This is a genomic window from Sandarakinorhabdus cyanobacteriorum (assembly GCF_002251755.1).
In the GTDB taxonomy this organism is placed as follows: Bacteria; Pseudomonadota; Alphaproteobacteria; order Sphingomonadales; family Sphingomonadaceae; genus Sandarakinorhabdus; species Sandarakinorhabdus cyanobacteriorum.
Genome location: NZ_NOXT01000117.1, coordinates 12,294 through 29,074 on the forward strand (window position 1 = coordinate 12,294; position 16,781 = coordinate 29,074).

The 16,781-nt window shown below is 66.4% G+C and carries 18 protein-coding genes; 10 read left to right on the plus strand and 8 right to left on the minus strand.

The features are described from left to right. Nucleotides 1–7: 7 nt before the first annotated feature. Both rplT and rpmI read right to left on the minus strand, forming a co-directional pair. Nucleotides 8–373, minus strand: a complete 366-nt coding sequence (gene rplT / locus CHU93_RS11880; RefSeq protein ID WP_094474328.1) for a 50S ribosomal protein L20 — start codon at nucleotides 371–373, stop codon at nucleotides 8–10. A gap of 12 nt (nucleotides 374–385) precedes the next feature. Further along, on the minus strand, nucleotides 386–589 hold the full coding sequence (rpmI, locus tag CHU93_RS11885) for a 50S ribosomal protein L35 (protein ID WP_094474373.1): 204 nt from the start codon (nucleotides 587–589) through the stop codon (nucleotides 386–388). Nucleotides 590–785: 196 nt separating this feature from the next. Here rpmI and CHU93_RS11890 point away from each other — a divergent pair, with 196 nt between their 5' ends. Continuing rightward, complete coding sequence (locus tag CHU93_RS11890) at nucleotides 786–1,157, plus strand: VOC family protein (protein WP_086115810.1); 372 nt, start codon at nucleotides 786–788, stop codon at nucleotides 1,155–1,157. Between the two features lie 7 nt (nucleotides 1,158–1,164). Here CHU93_RS11890 and CHU93_RS11895 read toward each other — a convergent pair whose 3' ends face one another. Next, a complete protein-coding gene (locus CHU93_RS11895) occupies nucleotides 1,165–1,725 on the minus strand; it encodes a YqgE/AlgH family protein (protein WP_094474375.1) in 561 nt (186 codons plus the stop codon). Nucleotides 1,726–1,898: 173 nt separating this feature from the next. Between CHU93_RS11895 and CHU93_RS11900 the strand changes: the two genes are divergently transcribed. From CHU93_RS11900 to CHU93_RS11920, 5 genes are all read left to right on the plus strand, one after another. Beyond that, entirely contained in the window at nucleotides 1,899–2,384 is a 486-nt protein-coding gene (locus tag CHU93_RS11900) for a peroxiredoxin (protein ID WP_094474329.1), read from the plus strand. A gap of 17 nt (nucleotides 2,385–2,401) precedes the next feature. Further along, a complete protein-coding gene (locus tag CHU93_RS11905) occupies nucleotides 2,402–4,666 on the plus strand; it encodes a xanthine dehydrogenase family protein molybdopterin-binding subunit (RefSeq protein WP_094474331.1) in 2,265 nt (754 codons plus the stop codon). Beyond that, on the plus strand, nucleotides 4,663–5,688 hold the full coding sequence (gene hemH, locus CHU93_RS11910; RefSeq protein WP_094474333.1) for a ferrochelatase: 1,026 nt from the start codon (nucleotides 4,663–4,665) through the stop codon (nucleotides 5,686–5,688). Before CHU93_RS11905 ends, hemH begins: the two co-directional genes overlap by 4 nt. 95 nt (nucleotides 5,689–5,783) lie before the next feature. Next, nucleotides 5,784–6,506 carry an acetoacetyl-CoA reductase gene (gene phbB / locus CHU93_RS11915; RefSeq protein ID WP_094474334.1) on the plus strand — a complete coding sequence of 241 codons (723 nt, stop codon included), beginning with the start codon at nucleotides 5,784–5,786 and terminating at the stop codon, nucleotides 6,504–6,506. Nucleotides 6,507–6,643: 137 nt separating this feature from the next. Then, nucleotides 6,644–6,850 (plus strand): ribbon-helix-helix domain-containing protein, encoded by a 207-nt coding sequence (locus CHU93_RS11920; protein ID WP_094474336.1) that lies wholly within the window; start codon nucleotides 6,644–6,646, stop codon nucleotides 6,848–6,850. Nucleotide 6,851: 1 nt separating this feature from the next. Here the strand turns inward: CHU93_RS11920 and CHU93_RS11925 are convergent, their stop codons facing one another. Both CHU93_RS11925 and CHU93_RS11930 read right to left on the minus strand, forming a co-directional pair. Next, a complete protein-coding gene (locus CHU93_RS11925) occupies nucleotides 6,852–7,646 on the minus strand; it encodes a DUF1295 domain-containing protein (RefSeq protein WP_094474338.1) in 795 nt (264 codons plus the stop codon). A gap of 12 nt (nucleotides 7,647–7,658) precedes the next feature. After that, nucleotides 7,659–8,276, minus strand: coding sequence for a lysophospholipid acyltransferase family protein (locus tag CHU93_RS11930; protein WP_094474340.1), 618 nt, complete (start codon nucleotides 8,274–8,276; stop codon nucleotides 7,659–7,661). A 131-nt stretch (nucleotides 8,277–8,407) separates the two neighbouring features. Between CHU93_RS11930 and CHU93_RS11935 the strand changes: the two genes are divergently transcribed. Next, nucleotides 8,408–8,815: a DUF2177 family protein gene (locus CHU93_RS11935; protein ID WP_086115818.1), complete on the plus strand. Its 408-nt coding sequence runs from the start codon at nucleotides 8,408–8,410 to the stop codon at nucleotides 8,813–8,815. Here CHU93_RS11935 and CHU93_RS11940 read toward each other — a convergent pair. The 3 genes from CHU93_RS11940 to CHU93_RS11950 all read right to left on the minus strand — a co-directional run bounded on the left by CHU93_RS11940 (nucleotide 8,806) and on the right by CHU93_RS11950 (nucleotide 12,150). Beyond that, nucleotides 8,806–9,270 (minus strand): SAM-dependent methyltransferase, encoded by a 465-nt coding sequence (locus CHU93_RS11940; protein WP_094474342.1) that lies wholly within the window; start codon nucleotides 9,268–9,270, stop codon nucleotides 8,806–8,808. The two genes, CHU93_RS11935 and CHU93_RS11940, sit on opposite strands and share 10 nt — an antisense overlap. A 10-nt stretch (nucleotides 9,271–9,280) precedes the next feature. Then, nucleotides 9,281–11,344, minus strand: a complete 2,064-nt coding sequence (locus CHU93_RS11945; protein WP_243375619.1) for a prolyl oligopeptidase family serine peptidase — start codon at nucleotides 11,342–11,344, stop codon at nucleotides 9,281–9,283. Nucleotides 11,345–11,448: 104 nt separating this feature from the next. Beyond that, complete coding sequence (locus CHU93_RS11950) at nucleotides 11,449–12,150, minus strand: SDR family NAD(P)-dependent oxidoreductase (RefSeq protein WP_094474344.1); 702 nt, start codon at nucleotides 12,148–12,150, stop codon at nucleotides 11,449–11,451. A gap of 119 nt (nucleotides 12,151–12,269) precedes the next feature. On the opposite strand from CHU93_RS11950, the gene CHU93_RS11955 reads away from it, so the two are divergent. The 3 genes from CHU93_RS11955 (at nucleotide 12,270) to CHU93_RS11965 (ending at nucleotide 16,720) form a co-directional block, all read left to right on the plus strand. Then, the gene (locus CHU93_RS11955; RefSeq protein WP_094474346.1) at nucleotides 12,270–13,160 is read left to right on the plus strand and encodes a LysR family transcriptional regulator; all 891 of its coding nucleotides are present in this window, start codon (nucleotides 12,270–12,272) and stop codon (nucleotides 13,158–13,160) included. A 98-nt stretch (nucleotides 13,161–13,258) separates the two neighbouring features. Continuing rightward, nucleotides 13,259–14,644, plus strand: a complete 1,386-nt coding sequence (ahcY, locus tag CHU93_RS11960) for an adenosylhomocysteinase (protein ID WP_094474347.1) — start codon at nucleotides 13,259–13,261, stop codon at nucleotides 14,642–14,644. A gap of 96 nt (nucleotides 14,645–14,740) precedes the next feature. Continuing rightward, on the plus strand, nucleotides 14,741–16,720 hold the full coding sequence (locus CHU93_RS11965; protein WP_094474349.1) for a TonB-dependent receptor domain-containing protein: 1,980 nt from the start codon (nucleotides 14,741–14,743) through the stop codon (nucleotides 16,718–16,720). Nucleotides 16,721–16,781: the final 61 nt, after the last annotated feature.

Consider the following 16,781-nt stretch of genomic DNA (forward strand, 5'->3'; position numbering starts at 1 on the left):
GCGCGGTTTACGCGGCCTTCGCCTCAAGAGCGGCCTTCACCTGGCCGATGATGGCGGTAAAGCTTTCCGGCTGGTTCATGGCCAGATCGGCCATCACCTTGCGGTCCAGCTCCAGGCCAACCAGCTTCACGCCGTTCATGAACTGCGAATAGGTCAGGCCTTCTTCGCGCACGGTGGCGTTGATGCGCTGGATCCACAGGGCGCGGAAATTGCGCTTGTTCACCTTGCGGTCGCGATAGGCGTATTGGCCGGCCTTCTCCACCGCCTGCTTGGCAATGCGGATGGTGTTCTTGCGGCGGCCGTAAAAGCCCTTGGCGGCGTCGAGAATGCGCTTGTGCTTGGCGCGGGTGGTCACACCACGTTTGATACGCATGGATGTGCCTCCTTACTTCAGGCCATAGGGCGCCCAGGCGTGCACCCGGGCGGTATCGGCCTTCGCCAGCACTTCGGTGCCGCGATTCTGACGAATATACTTGCTGTTGTGACTGATCAGGCGGTGGCGCTTGCCGGCCACACCATGCTTGATCTTGCCCGAGGCGGTGATCTTGAAGCGCTTCTTGACCCCGCTCTTGGTCTTCATCTTGGGCATTTCGGTCTCCTTCATCGGCACCATGCCGAAAGACGCATCAAGAACCGCCATGGCAGCCCTTGTGGCCAGGCGGTCCGGTTCATGCGAAGCGCGGCCCATAACGGCTTGGCAGCGCCTGTGCAAGCCGGATGGTGGATTCCGTGTGGCGACTCGCAATTGTTCCTGATATGTTCGTGTTCTCAGCAAGGAGGACGAGATGATCGGTTACGTTACCGTGGGCACCAACGACATTGCGCGGGCCGCGCGATTCTATGATCCGATCGCCGCCGAGCTTGGCACGGGGCGCATGATGGAGTTCGACAATTTCATTGCGTGGGGCACGATGAACGGCCCGGCCGGCATTGCGGCCACCAAACCGTTTGATGGCAACCCGGCCAGTGTCGGCAATGGCGTGATGGTCGCGCTCGAAGCGAAGGACCGCGCCCAGGTGGACCGCATTCACGCGCTGGCCCTGGCCAATGGCGGCACCTGCGAAGGCCCGCCCGGCCCGCGCGGCGATTCGGGTTTTTACGCCGGCTATTTCCGCGATCCGGATGGCAACAAGCTGAATGCCTTCGTGATGGGGTGATCCACTCTCAGGCCCGGCCGGGTGTGGCGACCAGATTGGCCACCGCCACGCCGGTCAGGGCGAAGGCGCGTTCCCAGCGGCGATCGGGCGCCACATCCCACACGGTGGCGGCATCGCCGGGGGCGAGATGCCAGCCGTGCTGGCGCATTTCGCCATCCAGTTGCCCCGCGCCCCAGCCGGCATAGCCCAGCAGCATGTGCCAGCGCCGCGGGCCTTCGCCGCGGGTGATGGCGTGCAGGATGTCGAGCGTGGAGGTGAAGGCCCAGGCGCTGCCGACCTGGATGGTACCGGCGGCGGCATAATCGGCCTCGTGCAGCACGAAGCCGCGCCCCGGTTCCACCGGGCCGCCGGCCAGCACCGGCACATCGGCGGCGGCACCGGGCGCGATGTCGAGCTGGTCGAGCAGGCCGTGCAGGGTGAGATCGGGCATCGGCTTGTTGACCACCAGCCCCAGCGCGCCCTGGTCATCGTGCAGGCACATGGCGATCACCGTGCGGTCAAACCGGTCATCACCGATGCCGGGCATGGACAGCAGCAGCTGGCCGGACAGGAAGGGAGGCGTTTCCACATCGCCAGCATAAGGCGCGGCCGCTGACGCGGCAACGCGGCACCCGCGCACTCCTCTGATTATGCCCACGGCCCGGACAAGGCGCGCTGGACGGATGAGGGGGGCAAGGCTAGGGAAGAACGGCAATCGCGCCCGGCAATCATGGTCCCGGCGCCCCATGCAGGAGAGCCCCGATGAGCATCAATGTTGGCGACAAGGTTCCGGCAATGACCCTGATCAAGGCCACGGCCGATGGCCCGGCACCGCTCAGCACGGCCGATCTGTTTAATGGCCGCACCGTGGCGCTGTTTTCGGTGCCCGGCGCCTTCACCCCCACCTGCTCGGCCCGGCATCTGCCCGGCTATGTCGACAATGCCGAAGCGCTGGCCGCCAAGGGCGTGGACGAGATTGTCTGCGTGTCGGTCAACGATGCCTTCGTGATGGCGGCCTGGGGCAAATCGGCCGGCGTTGACGGCAAGGTGACGATGATCGCCGATGGCAATGGCGATTTCTCCAAGGCGCTGGGCCTCACCTTTGATGGCAGCAATTTCGGCATGGGCCTGCGCGGCCAGCGCTTTTCGATGATCGTCAAGGATGGCACGGTCACCGGACTGAACATCGAGCCGCCGGGCGCCTTTGGCGTGTCGTCGGCCGAGCATCTGCTGGGCCAACTCGCCTGAACCGAACCCCGCCCGCCATGCCGCCTCCCTCCCGCCCGTCTGGCCGGCTTCGTGCCGGCCTGACCCGCCGCAACCTGCTGATCGCGGCGGTGGCGGGGGCGGGGCTGGCTGTTGGCTGGGGGCTGTGGCCGCGCGCCCGCCGCTTCAACTGGGCCGCCGGCGAGGGCGAGGCGCTGCTCAACGCCTATGTGAAGATTGCCGCCGATGGCCGGGTGACGGTGGCGGTGGCCCAGGCCGAAATGGGCCAGGGCATCTGGTCGGCGCTGGCCCAGATCGTGGCCGATGAACTGGGTGCCGATTGGCGGACGGTGGCAGTGGAACCGGCGCCACTGGGCCCGGATTATGCCAATCCCGGCCTGGCGCTGGGGCCGGCCACCGGCCTGACCGAGCCGATGCGCAGCCTGGTGCTGGGCGCCGGGCGGCAACTGGGGCGGCTGCTGGAATTCCAGATCACCGGCGGATCGAACAGCGTGCGAGGCTGGGAAATGCCGCTCCGCGTGGCCGGGGCCGCGGCCCGCGTGATGCTGGTGAAGGCGGCCGCCCGCCGCTGGGATGTGGACTGGACAGAGTGTGACACGGCTGGCGGCTTTGTCACCTACAAGGCCAATCGCCTGCCATTTCATGCCATCATCGGCGCGGTCGATCCCGCTGACGCGCCCGATGATCCGCCGCTGCGCACCCGCCGGCTGTTGGCCGGGGAACCGGTGATGCGGCTGGATGTGCCGGGCAAGGTGGATGGATCGGCGCGCTTTGGCATTGATGTGCGGCTGCCGGGCCTGGCCTATGCTGCGATCCGCCAGGCGCCCGCCGGGGCGCGGCTGGACAGTTGTGATTGCCCGCCGCCGCCCCGCGGACTGACCTGGGTTGACGGCCCGGACTTCATTGCCTGTGTGGGCGACAGCTGGTTTGCAGCGCAACGCCATCTGGCGACCGCCAAACCGCGCTGGACCGCGGTGGACAATGCCCCCGGCCCCTGGCTGGAGGCCGCAGTGAAGGCCGGTTTGCAAAGTGGTGGCAAGGGTTTTGCTCCGACCGGCCAGATCGGCAAGGTGGTGCGCGAGGATGGAGATGTGGCCGGGAAACTGGCCGGTCCGGGCGTGGTGACCGCTGACTATAGCCTGCCGTTCCTGGCCCATGCCTGCCTGGAGCCGATGACGGCCACGGCGCGCATCACCGACGATGGCGCCGAAATCTGGGCCCCGACGCAGAGCGCCAGCCTGGCCGCGCGGGCGGTGGCGGCGGCGCTGGATATCGATGCTGATGATGTGGTGGTGCACCCCACGCTGATCGGTGGTGGTTTCGGCCGCAAGGTGGAAGGCGATGCCTGTGCCCAGGCCGCGATCATCGCCCAGCGGGTTGGCCGGCCGGTGCAATTGATCTGGAGCCGCGAAGAGGATTTCGGCCACGACATGTATCGCCCCGCCGTGGCCGCCCGCCTGCACGGCAGTGCCACGCCGGCCGGGATCACCGCGTGGAATTGTGCCATCGCCGTGCCGGATGTGGGCACCGCCTTTGCCGGGCGCAACGTGGGCAGTCTGATGGGCCGGCCGTCGGCGGGGGCGGGCGCCATCGAAGGCGCGGTGGAACTGCCTTATGCCATTCCCAATTGCCGCGTGAGCCATGTGCTGGCCGATTGCACCGCGCCGCTGGGTTTCTGGCGCAGCGTGGGGCACAGTTTCACCGGTTTCATCGTCGAGCGCTTTGTTGATGAACTGGCGCTGGCGGCCAAGGCTGATCCGGGCGCCTTCCGGCTGGCGATGTTGAAGGACAGGCCGCGCCATGCCGCCGTGCTGCGCACCGTGCTGGAAATGGGCGGGCCGCTGGGCCGTGATGAGGGGGAGGCTGGCCAGCCGGTGACGGCGCGCGGGATCGCGCTGGTCGAAAGCTTTGGCAGCATTGTCGCCCAGATTGCCGAGGTGGTGGTGCCGCCGCAGGGCCGCCCGCAGGTGACGCGGGTGTGGGCGGCGGTGGACTGTGGCCGGGTGATCAACCCGGATACGGTGACGGCCCAGATCGAAGGCGGCATCATCTATGGCCTGTCGGCCGCGCTGTTCGGCCGCATCAGTTTTGCCCAAGGCGTGGTGGAGCAAGACAATTTCCACGCCTATCCACTGATCACCATGGCCGACTGTCCCGAGATCGAGGTTGAAATCATTGCGTCCGATGCCGATCCCGGTGGCATCGGCGAACCCGGCACGCCGCCGATTGCGCCGGCCGTGGCCAATGCGCTCGCCGCTGCCACGGGCAAGCGCTGGCAGTCGCTGCCGCTGTTCCCGGCATGAGCGGCCCCATGAACCTGCCGCCGCTGGCGCTGCCAGCCGATCACGTGCCGGTGAAGGCTGGGCGCGTGGGTGTGCTGCTGGTCAATCTGGGGTCGCCCGATGCGCCGGATGTGCCTTCGGTGCGGCGCTTCCTGCGCGAATTCCTGTCGGACCCGCGTGTGATCGAGATTCCGCAGTGGATCTGGCGGCCAATCCTCAACCTGTTGATCCTGAACGTCCGCCCGCGCACCACGGCGGCCAATTATGCCAAGGTGTGGCTGCCCGATGGCTCACCCATCACCGTCTACACGCGCCAGCAGGCCGAGGCGCTGCAGGGCCGGCTGGGCGATGCGGTGCAGGTCGATTGGGCGATGCGTTATGGCACGCGGTCGATCGGGGAGCGGCTGGAGGCGTTGATGAAGGCCGGCTGCGACCGCATCCTGCTCGCGCCGCTTTATCCGCAATATTCGGCTGCCACCAATGCCACGGTGGTGGACGAGGCGGCGCGGGTGCTGATGGGCATGCGCTGGCAACCGGCGCTGCGCACGCTGGCGCCTTATTACGACAATCCCGATCATGTGCGTGCGCTGGCGCAATCGATCCGCGATGGGCTGGCCGGGTTGGATTTCGTGCCCGATCTGATCGTCACCAGTTTCCACGGCATGCCGCTGCGCACGCTGGAGGCAGGCGATCCCTATCACTGCCAGTGCCTGAAAACCGGTCGGCTGCTGCAGGCGGTACTGGGGCTGCCGGTGAAGGTCACCTTTCAGTCGCGTTTCGGCCGGGCGGAATGGTTGAAGCCCTACACCGACGACACGCTGCTGAATCTGCCCAAGGAGGGCGTGAAGAAGATCGCCGTGGTGTGCCCCGGCTTTGCCGCCGATTGCCTGGAAACGCTGGAAGAGGTGGCGATGGAAGGCCGCGACGAGTTTCTGGAGGCCGGCGGCAGCGATTTTGCCTATATCCCCTGCCTGAATGCCGGCGAGACCGGTATGGCCATGCTGGAAGCCATCGTGCGCCGCGAACTGGCCGGCTGGGCCTGATTTTCAGCCCTTCGGCCCATTGAATCGATTGCGGTTCCGGCTCAAAGTGCCAGCCTGTCCGGGGATCAACCCCGGCTGCGGACATTGGGTGAGCTATGGCACGAGTGGCAGTGGTGACGGGTGGCACGCGCGGCATCGGCGAGGCGATCAGCCTGGCGTTGCGTGATGCGGGCGTGACGGTGGCGGCCAATTATGGCGGCAGCGATGACAAGGCGCGCGCCTTCACCGAAAAGACCGGCATCAAGAGCTACAAGTGGAATGTCGCCGATCATCAGGCCTGCCTGGATGGCTGCGCGCAGGTGGCGGCTGATCTGGGTCCCATCGATATCGTCGTCAACAACGCCGGCATCACCCGCGACGGCACACTGATGAAGATGAGCTGGGAGGCGTGGGACGAGGTGATCCGGGTCAACCTCGGCGGCTGTTTCAACATGGCCAAGGCGACGTTCGCGGGCATGAAGGAACGCGGCTGGGGCCGTTATGTGCAGATTGGCAGCATCAACGGCCAGGCTGGCCAATATGGCCAGGTCAATTATGCCGCCGCCAAATCGGGCATCCATGGCTTCACCAAGGCGCTGGCGCAGGAAGGTGCGCGCTTTGGCATCACCGCCAACGCGATTGCGCCGGGCTATATCGATACCGATATGGTGGCTGCGGTGCCGGCCGACGTGCTGGCCAAGATCGTCGCCAAGATCCCGGTCGGCCGGCTGGGCCAGGCGAACGAGATCGCCCGGGCGGTGGCGTTCCTCACCAGCGAGGATGCCGGGTTCATCACCGGATCGACGATGTCGGTGAACGGTGGGCAGCATATGTATTGAAGCGCAGCGCCGCGAGCGCGCGGGCCGCGCGCCGACAGGCGCAAGCGCGGCCGGGCGGGCGGCTGGCGCACCGGCCAGCCGAACCGCTTCGACGTCAGCCGCGGGCTTTGCCCGCGGCATTGCCTTGCGGAATTGAAATGAGCCCCCGCAAATACAGCCTCACCATCCAGGGCCATGCCACCAGCCTGACGCTGGAACCGATCTTCTGGCAGGCCCTGAACGAGGCGGCAGCGGCGGAGGGCAAGTCGCTGGCCGCGCTGGTCGCAGAAATCGACGAGGCGCGTACCACCAACCTTTCAAGCGCGGTGCGCGTGTGGCTGTTCGAACGGGTTCGTTCCGGGTGATTCAGCCCTTTTTCGGCGGCAGCGGGAAGAAGCCGGAGGTGCGGCGGATATAGTCCTCATAACCCGGCCGGTGTTTCTTGAGGCTGTGTTCCAGCATCGGCGCGCCGGACCATTTGGTGAGCGTGAAGGACAGGAACAGCGGGCCGATGATGGTCCACACCGGGGCCCCGGCGGCCAGCCCGACGATGAAAATGCCCCACCAGGCGGTGAAATCGCCGAAATAATTGGGGTGGCGGGTGTAGCGCCACAGCCCCTTGTCCATCACCCGCCCCTTGTTGGCGGGATCGGCGCGGAAGGCTTCCAGCTGGGCGTCGCCGATGGTTTCAAAGGCGATGCCGATGAGGGCGACCGCCGCGCCGGCGAGGCCCCACCACGGCAGCGGGCCGCCATCATCGGCCAACACGCCCGTCTGCGCCGGCAGGCACACGCCCCACAGCAATGGCCCCTGCATGCCAAAGGCCCTCACCCAGGCCGCCTTGGCAAAGCTCATGCCCTGTTTGTCGATCGCGTGGCCCAGGATCTTCTCATAGCGCGGATCCCGACCCAGCCGGCGCCAGCGGGTGATGAGATGGGTGCCCAGCCGCAGGCCCCACAGCGCCACCAGCGCGACCAGCCAAACGCCCGCCTGGCCGGCCGGCCCGCCGTTCAGCACGGCAGCGATCGCCACGGCATAGACCATGCCATAGGCCCAGATGGCATCGATGAATGAGACATCGCGGATGGACAGGCTGGCCCACCAGCAGGCGCCCATCAGCGCGATCACGGCGGCAAGGGTGATGGCAAGATCGATCAGCATGGGGTCGGGTCTTCAGGCGGCCTTGTCGAAGCTTTTGACGCTGGCGGCGACGATGGATTTCATCGCCTTGTCCGGATGCTTGGGCGTGGTGGAGCGATAAAATTCCTCCACCCGCGCCATGTCGGCCGCATAGTCGCCGGTGGGCATGAAGGCGACGCCGAGGCCGCCGGTCTTCTTGGCATAATCCATCATGCCGATGATCAGCGGCACCTTGGCGCCGAGCGCGATATGGTAGAAACCGGTTTTCCACTGGCCGACCGATTTGCGCGTGCCTTCGGGTGCGATGGTCAGCAGGAAATCTTCGCGCCGGTTGAACTCGTCGATCATCGCCTGGACATAATTGCCACCGGCCTCGCGGTTCACCTCCACGCCGCCCATCTGGCGCATGAAATTGCCCAGCGGCCAGCGGAACAGCTGGCGCTTGGCCATGAAGCTGGTTTCGATGCCCAGTTCGCGGGTGAGGCCGATATAATAGACGAAATCCCAGTTGCTGGTGTGCGGCGCCGCGATTATCACGGCCTTCCTGGGGATCGGCCGTTCCGCCACCGCCTTCCAGCCCATGACCCGGAAAAACTGCACCAGCAGCCATTCCAGCACGGCCGAAAGCCAGCTTTTCCGCATCGCCGTCATGGTCGTCCCCCAAAGCAACACGGCAGCTCTGGCCCGGCTGCCTTGGTTTGTCACGCGACACAGCATCGCGGATGGCGGGTGGCAAAGTCAATTGACGTGTCATCGCCTGCGACACCGGCTATGGCGGCGGCATGATGAAGATGTTTGCTGCCTATGGCCTGACCCTTGCCGCCTTTGCCGCCATCGATGCGGTGTGGCTGATCAACATGGCGCCGCGCCTGTACAAGCCGGAAATCGGCCCGGTGATGATGGAAAACGGCTTCCGCCTGGTGCCGGCAATGATCTTCTATACCCTCTATATCGGCGGCATCGTCTATTTCGCGGTGTGGCCGGGCCTGACGGAGGGCGTGGCCAAGGCGGCGCTGCAGGGCGCCATCCTGGGCTTCCTCTGCTATGCCACCTATGATTTCACCAATTATGCGACCCTGAAGGTGTGGAGCCTGAAGGTGACGGTGCTCGATCTGATCTGGGGCACGGTGTTGACCGGCAGCACGGCGGCGGTGGGCACCTGGGCCACCGCCAAGCTGTTTCACCAATAATCGGCCATGATGGCGCGGGCCCAATCAGGCTCGCGCACATCGCCGCGCGGCAGGAATCCGGCCATCACCGGCTTGATGTCGAGCACGGGGGTGCCGTCGATGGCATCAAGCCCTTCCACTTCCAGTGTCAGGCCGTCCACCGCGATGATGCGGCAGACGGTGATGCCCAGCCGGTTGGGCCGGTTCTTGCCGCGCTGGGCAAAGATGCCCACGCGCGGCCAATCGGGGTTGCCACGCGGGTGGCGCGCCGTGGTGGTGATCTGATCATCGGTCACCTGATCAAACAGGAAGATCACTTCGGCATGGCTGAACGCATCGAGGCCGAGCAGCGCATCGGCCGTGAAGCGCGCTGGATCAAGCCGGATCACGGCGCGGCTTGCCCCCCAGTCGTCGTCGGTCGCTTCGATCCGTCCGCCATGGACCTGCCCGATCGGATGGAGGGTGACGCTGGCCATTCTGCATCTCCTATTTGGTGAGCCCCGTCCAGTATCCGGCAAACGCCCACAGATCAGCAGCCTCGGCGATGATCTTGTCGGTCGGCTTGCCGCTGCCATGGCCGGCGCGCGTCTCGATGCGGATCAGGTGCGGCTTGTCGCCAATTTTGGCGGCCTGCAGCGCGGCGGCATATTTGAAGCTGTGACCCGGCACCACCCGGTCATCGGTGTCGGCCGTCGTCACCAGGATGGCGGGGTAATCCTTGCCCGATTTCACGTTGTGATAGGGGCTGTAGGCAAGATTGTAGCGGAAGAATTCCGGCTTCGTCACATCGCCATAATCATCCACCCAATAGCGGCCGGCGGTCCAGTTGGCATAGCGCAGCATGTCCATCACGCCCACCGCCGGCAGCGCGGCGGCGAACAGATCGGGACGCTGGTTGGTGACGGCGCCCACCAGCAGGCCGCCGTTGGAGCCGCCCTGGATGGCGAGCTGGCCCTTGGTGGTGATGCCCTTGGCCACCAGCGCTTCGCCGGCGGCGATGAAATCATCGAACACATTCTGCTTGTTGAGCAGGCGGCCGCCATCGTGCCAGGCCTTGCCATATTCGCCGCCACCACGGATATTGGCCAGCGCGAACACGCCGCCCATTTCCATCCACACCAGCCGGCTGACGCTGAAGCCCGGCGTCTGGCTGATGTTGAACCCGCCATAGCTGTACAGCAGGGTCGGGTGCGGCTTCGACAGGTCCAGATCCTTGCGGTGCGCCACGAACATCGGCACCTTGGTGCCATCCTTGGAGGCGTAGAAGATCTGGCTGACCGTGTAATCGGCCGGGTTGAAGGCGACCTTGGCCTGGCGCACCAGCTCCACCTGGTTGCTGGCCGCATCATAACGCCAGATCGAAGCCGGCGTCGCAAAGCTGGAGAAGCCGAAATAGGTCTTGCCGTCTTCCGACGATTCAAATCCGCCGGCGGTGCCGATGCCGGGCAGCGGCACCACGCCCAGCGGCTTGCCGTCAAGCGCATAGAGACGCACCACCGATTTGGCGTCTTCCAGCGTTTCCGCCACCAGCCGATTGCCGAGCAGCGAGGCGCTGTTCAGCGTGGCCGGCCCCTGGCCCACCACTTCGGTGATTGCGCCGGTCAGCGCGTTCATCGCCACGATGCGGCCGCGCGGCGCGTCCTTGTTGGTGCGGAAATAGAGCATGTCGCCGTTTGAACCGGCCAGCGACCAGTCATGATCAAGCCCGGTCACCAGCGCGCGTGGTTTCTCACCCTTGGCGATATCGGCAATCCGCACCTCATAACGGTCGTCGGTGCCTTCGGCGGTGATGATCAGCAGCCAGCGGCCATCGTCCGTCACCTGGCCGAAATGGCCGCGCTTGGGATGCTCCGGCGTTTCAAAGATCAGCGTGTCGGCCGATTGCGGCGTGCCCAGCTTGTGGAAATAAAGCTTCTGGTTGAGGCTGACGCCGAGATATTTCGGCCCGGCCTGTTCGGGGAAGCGGCTGTAGTAGAAGCCCGAACCATGCTTTTTCCAGGCGATGGCGCTGGATTTCACCCATTCGATCACGTCGGGCAGGTCCTGGCCGGTCGCCACGTCGCGCAGCTTGAGCGTGCGCCAATCGGTGCCGCCATCCTGCACGGCATAGACCAGCAGCTTGCCATCCTCCGACGGCTGCCATTCGGCCAGCGCGGTGGCGCCATCCTTCGCCCAGGGATTGGGATCGATCAGCACGCGCGGCTCGGCCCCCGGCGCCTGGACATAGAGGACGGACTGGTTCTGCAGGCCGGAATTGCGGGTGAAGAACTGCACGCCGCCGCGCACGCGCGGCAGGCCGAAGCGTTCGAAATTATACAGCTCGGTCAGGCGCTGCCGGATGGCCTCGCGCTTCGGCAGGCCGGCAAGATAGCCCATGGTCACCTGGTTCTGCGACTCCACCCAGTTCGCCACCTGCGGTTCGGTGCGCACATCGGCTTCCAGCCAGCGATAGGGATCAGGTACGCTGATGCCGTGGCGGGCCTCCACCTCCGGGCCGGTCTTGGTGGCCGGGTAGGCAATCGGGGCGGCAACAGCGGCAGCAGCAGACATCAGCATCACACTCACGGCAAAAAGGCGCACGGCCATCATCTCCCCAAAACGGCAACGGCGCGCACCTTGGCAAGGTGCGCGCCGCATTTCCAGCCCGGCGTTGATCAGGCGGCAAATTGCGCCGCCACCGCGCGGGGATCCTGAGCCCAGCCGGCCGCGACCTGGCGGGCGAACGCATCCGGGAAGATTTCGGCATCGCCGGCTTCGATCCCGGCCAGCACGGCGGCGGCCACATCGGCCGGGCTGGTTTTCGGCATGTCGATCTCCGCGGCCATGTCGGTGTCAACCGGGCCGGGGAACACGGCGTGGACGCTGACTCCGTCGCCGGCCAGGCTGGCCCGCAGCGATCCGGTGAGCGAGGCGGCGAGCGCCTTGCTGGCGCTGTAGCTGGCGAGTCCCGGCATCGGCGCCAGCGCCACCACCGACAGGATATTGGCAATCGCGCCCTGGCTGCGCCGCAGCGCCGGGGCAAAGGCCGCCGCCAGCCGCAGCGGGGCAAGGCCGTTGACCACCAGCTGGCGTTCCACCGCATCGGCACCGGCGGTGAAAATGTCGCCGCCTTCCAGCACGCCGGCATTGTTGATCAGCAATGTGACATCGCCAGCCCGTTCGGCAGCGGCGGCAATGGCGGCCGGATCGGCCACATCAAGCTCCAGCGGCACCACGCGCGGATCGGCGTGCGCAACCGGCTGGCGGGCGGCGGCATAGACCTTGGCGGCACCGGCGGCGAGCTGGGCATCGACCATGGCGGCACCAATGCCGCGGTTGGCGCCCGTCACCAGGGCAATGCTGTTGCGAATCATCATCGTCTCTCTCCTCTGTCTCAGCAGCGTTTCTGCTGCAGCCGGAATATTCCGGACCGGAGGAGCGAAAAACCGGCGCCCGTGCCATTGTTTCATGCAGAAATTGCATCAATAATGCCACCATGGAGCTTGCCACCCTGCGCCTGTTCATCGATGTCGCCCATGCCGGCGGCTTTGCCCCGGTGGCGCGCCAGCGGGTGGTGGACCCAAGCCTGGTCAGCCGCGCCATCGCCGGGCTGGAGGCCGAGCTGGGCTTCCGCCTGTTCCAGCGCACCACCCGCCGCCTCGCCCTGACCGAGGCCGGCAGCCGGTATCTGGCCACCGTGGAGCCGCTGGTGCGCGATCTGGCCGGCGCGGCGGAAATGGCGCGCGGCAGCACCGTGGCTGGCCGGCTGACGATCAGCGCCTCTGTCGCCTATGGCACGATCCGGCTGGTGCCCTTGCTGCCGGCGCTGCGCGCGGCGCATCCGGGACTTGAGGTGGAGCTGATCCTGACCGATCGGCTGGTTGATCTCGTCACCGAGCCGGTGGACATCGCCATCCGCATGTCCCCCACCATCCCGCCCGGCCTGATCGGTGTGCCGCTGCACCCCAGCCGCTATCATGTCTATGCCGCGCCGGCCTGGGTGGCACGACATGGCCCGGTTTCGGCCCCCGTCGATCTGGCCGGCAAGCCCTGCCTGTTGTTTGCCGGCCCGCTGCAGCGGCGGCAGTGGCGCTTTTCCGGGCCCGGCGGCGGTGCGGAGACCGTGGCGGTGGATGGTCCCATCGCCATTTCCTCGCCAATGGCGGTGAAGGCCGCCTGCATCGCCGGGTTGGGCGCCACGCTGCTCACCGATTGGCTGGTGGCCGATGCGCTGGCGGCCGGCCAGCTGGTGTCGTTGTTGCCCGATCACGAGGCCAGCAGCACCGCCTTTGGCAGCAATGCCTGGCTGCTCTATGCCAGCCGCACGCTGTTGCCGCCCAAGATCCGCGCCGGGCTGGATTTCCTGCGCGCCCAGCTCGGTCGCTGATTTGCCGTATCATATAAAGCAATCTTTATGCTTGCTCGGTTTCCGTCAGCGCTCTAGGGACGCGACAAACGCATTTGCCTTGCACAGGAACCATTCCCATGGCCGACCATGCCATCGCCGATCTCAGCCTGGCCGATTTTGGCCGCCGCGAGATTGCCATCGCCGAAACCGAAATGCCCGGCCTGATGGCGCTGCGTGACGAATTTGGCGCGTCCCAGCCGCTGAAGGGCGCGCGCATCACCGGGTCGCTGCACATGACGATCCAGACCGCAGTGCTGATCGAAACGCTGGTCGAGCTGGGCGCCGATGTGCGCTGGGCCACCTGCAACATCTTTTCCACCCAGGATCATGCCGCCGCCGCCATCGCCGCGCGCGGCATCCCGGTCTATGCCATCAAGGGTGAGAGCCTGGCGGATTATTGGGACTATGTCGGCCGCATCTTTGACTGGGGTGACGAGACCGCCAACATCATCCTCGACGATGGCGGGGATGCCACCATGTTCGCGCTGTGGGGCGCCCGGCTGGAAGCTGGCGAGACCATGGGCGAGCCGGAAAATGCCGAAGAGGTGGAGTTCCAGCGCGCGCTCAAGGCCTTTGTCGCCGCCCGCCCCGGTTACCTCACCCAGACGGTGAAGAATCTGAAGGGCGTTTCGGAAGAAACCACCACCGGCGTCCACCGCCTGTATGAACTGGCCAAGCAGGGCCGGCTGCCGTTCCCGGCGATCAACGTCAACGACAGCGTCACCAAGTCCAAGTTCGACAATCTTTATGGCTGCAAGGAAAGCCTGGTTGATGCCATCCGCCGCGCCACCGATGTGATGCTGGCTGGCAAGGTCGCCTGCGTTGCCGGTTTTGGCGATGTCGGCAAGGGTTCGGCGCACAGCTTGCGCAACGGCGGCGCCCGCGTGATGGTGACCGAGATTGACCCGATCTGCGCGCTGCAGGCCGCCATGGAAGGCTTCGAGGTCGTCACCATGGAAGAGGCGGTGAAGCGCGCCGACATCTTCGTCACCGCCACCGGCAACATGGATGTCATCACGGCCGAGCACATGATGGCGATGCGCCCCAACGCCATCGTCTGCAACATCGGCCACTTCGACAGCGAGATCCAGATTTCCGCCCTGTCCAACTACAAGTGGACCGAAGTGAAGCCGGGCACCGACATCGTCGAGTTTCCCGATGGCAACCAGATCATCGTGCTGGCCAAGGGCCGGCTGGTCAACCTGGGCTGCGCCACCGGCCACCCCAGCTTCGTCATGTCGGCCAGCTTCACCAACCAGGTGCTGGCCCAGATCGAGCTGTGGACCAAGGGCGAGCAGTACGAGAACAAGGTCTATGTGCTGCCCAAGCATCTCGACGAGAAGGTCGCCCGCCTGCACCTCGACAAGCTGGGCGTGAAGCTGACCACGCTGAACCCCAAGCAGGCCGCCTATATCGGCGTTGGCGAAGCCGGCCCGTTCAAGCCGGATCATTACCGCTACTGACAAGTGCAAAATCAACCTGCTGGAGCCGGCGGGCGCTTGCCTGCCGGCTCTTGCCGTATTAGGGGCGCGACACAGCAAGATATCCGGAATCACCCCATGGCCCTGCCCGCCCCCGGCACTGCCCTGGCCGGCGCGATCCTGTATGCCCTGTTGCTGGCCCAGGCCGCCGCAGCGCAGACCGCAGCGCCTGCCAGCCTGCCGCCGCCCGTCGAAACCCCAGCCGCCGGCAACCGCGCCGGGGAGAACGCCGTGCGCGGCGCCAGCGATGCCTTCGGCACGGTGATCGGCCGCGAGGAGATCGGCCTTTATGCTGCCGACAATATCCGTGGCTTCTCCCCGGTGGTGGCCGGCAATGTGCGCATCGAAGGCCTGTATTTCGATCCGGTGATCTTCCCGTCTGACCGGATCAGCGGCGCCACCAGCATCCGCATCGGCCCGTCGGCGCTGGGCAGCCCCTTCCCGGCGCCCACCGGCATCGTCGATCTGTCGCTGCGCGTGCCGGGCCGCGAGCGCGCCGGATCAGCGCTGGCCAGCCTCGACAGTTTCGGCAGCCACATTGCCGAACTTGATCTGGCGCTGCCGCTGTCCAGCCGCTTCAGCCTGGGCCTGGGCGCCATGATCAGCCGCGAACGCTTCATCAACGCCGCGCACGATGACAAATATGAAGGCGCCCTCATCGCCCGCTGGCGGGCAACGGACGCGCTGACGCTGACGCCCTTCCTCAGCCTTGCCGTCACCCCGCGCGATGATGTCGGGCCGATCTTCCTGCCTGCCGGTGACATGCTGCCGCCCGATCCGCCGCGCCGCCGCTTCATCGGCCCGGCCTGGGCCCGGCGGCGCGACACCGAGCTCAACGCCGGCCTGATCGCCGATTGGGCCCTCGCGCAGGGCTGGCAGTTGAAGGCCGGCCTGTTCCGGTCGTCGGTGGCCTTTCCCACGAATTTTTCCAACCTGATGGAGGCGGTCGGGAGCGATGGCCACGCCCGGCAGACGGTCCTGGCGGATCCGCGCCTGTTCTTCGTGTCGAACAGCGGCGAAGTGCGGTTGACCCGCAGCCTGGCCGACGGCCCGCGCAGCCATCAACTGCACCTGGCGCTGCGGGGCCGCCAGGCCTTCCGGAGCTTTGGCGGCAGTGACAGCATCGATCTGGGCGACACGACGATCGGCACGCCGTCGCGCGCGCCACTGCCCGCGTTCCGCTTCGGCGCGCAGGAGGAAGACCGCGTGCGGCAATGGACCGGCGCTGTCGGCTATGAAGGCAATTGGCAAGGCGTCGGCACGCTGTCGCTCGGCCTGCAGAAGAGCGACTATGCCAAGCGCATTGGCCTGCCCGGCTTCAAGACGGCGGTGGATGCCGCACCGTGGCTGGGCAACGCCAACGCGGCGATCAGGCTGGGCCAAGGCACCGAAATCTATGGCGGCTTCGTCACCGGGTTGGAGGAAAGCGGCATCGCGCCGGCCAACGCCGTCAACCGCAACGAGGCGCTGCCCGCGATCATCACCCGGCAGGTGGATGCCGGCGCGCGGCAGACACTTGGTGATCTGACGCTGGTGGCCGGGGTGTTCCGGCTGGCCAAGCCCTATTTTAACCTGGATGCCAGCGGGCGGTTCGGCCCGTTGGGCGAGGTGGTGAGCCGCGGCGTGGAAGCCAGCATCGCCGGCCCGATCACGCCCAGCCTGTCGATCGTGGCCGGCGGCGTGTTCAGCGCGCCGCGTGTGGCTGGCGAGGCGGTGGCGCTGGGCGTGTCTGGCCCGCTGCCGGTGGGCGCGGTGCGCCGCACGCTCAGCCTGTCGGCCGATTGGCGGCCGCACTTCGCGCCCGGCCTGTCGTTCGATATCGCCCTGTTCGCCAACAGCAGCACGGTCGCCACCGTGAACAACGCCGTCCACATCCCGGCGCAGACGTTCATTGATCTTGGCGCCCGCTATGGCTTCCGGCTGGCCGGCCGCGATGCCGTGCTGCGCGCCCAGATCTTCAACGCTGGCGGCGTGAATGGTGTCTATCTGGAGGGCGCCGGCGCCTATGGCATGCTGGATGGCCGGGTGGCGCAGCTCTATCTCACCATGGACTTTTGAACAGGGTGCCGCCGCATACGCGCTTTTTCCGCTGGACGCTGGCCGGCCGCCTGCCCAAGGA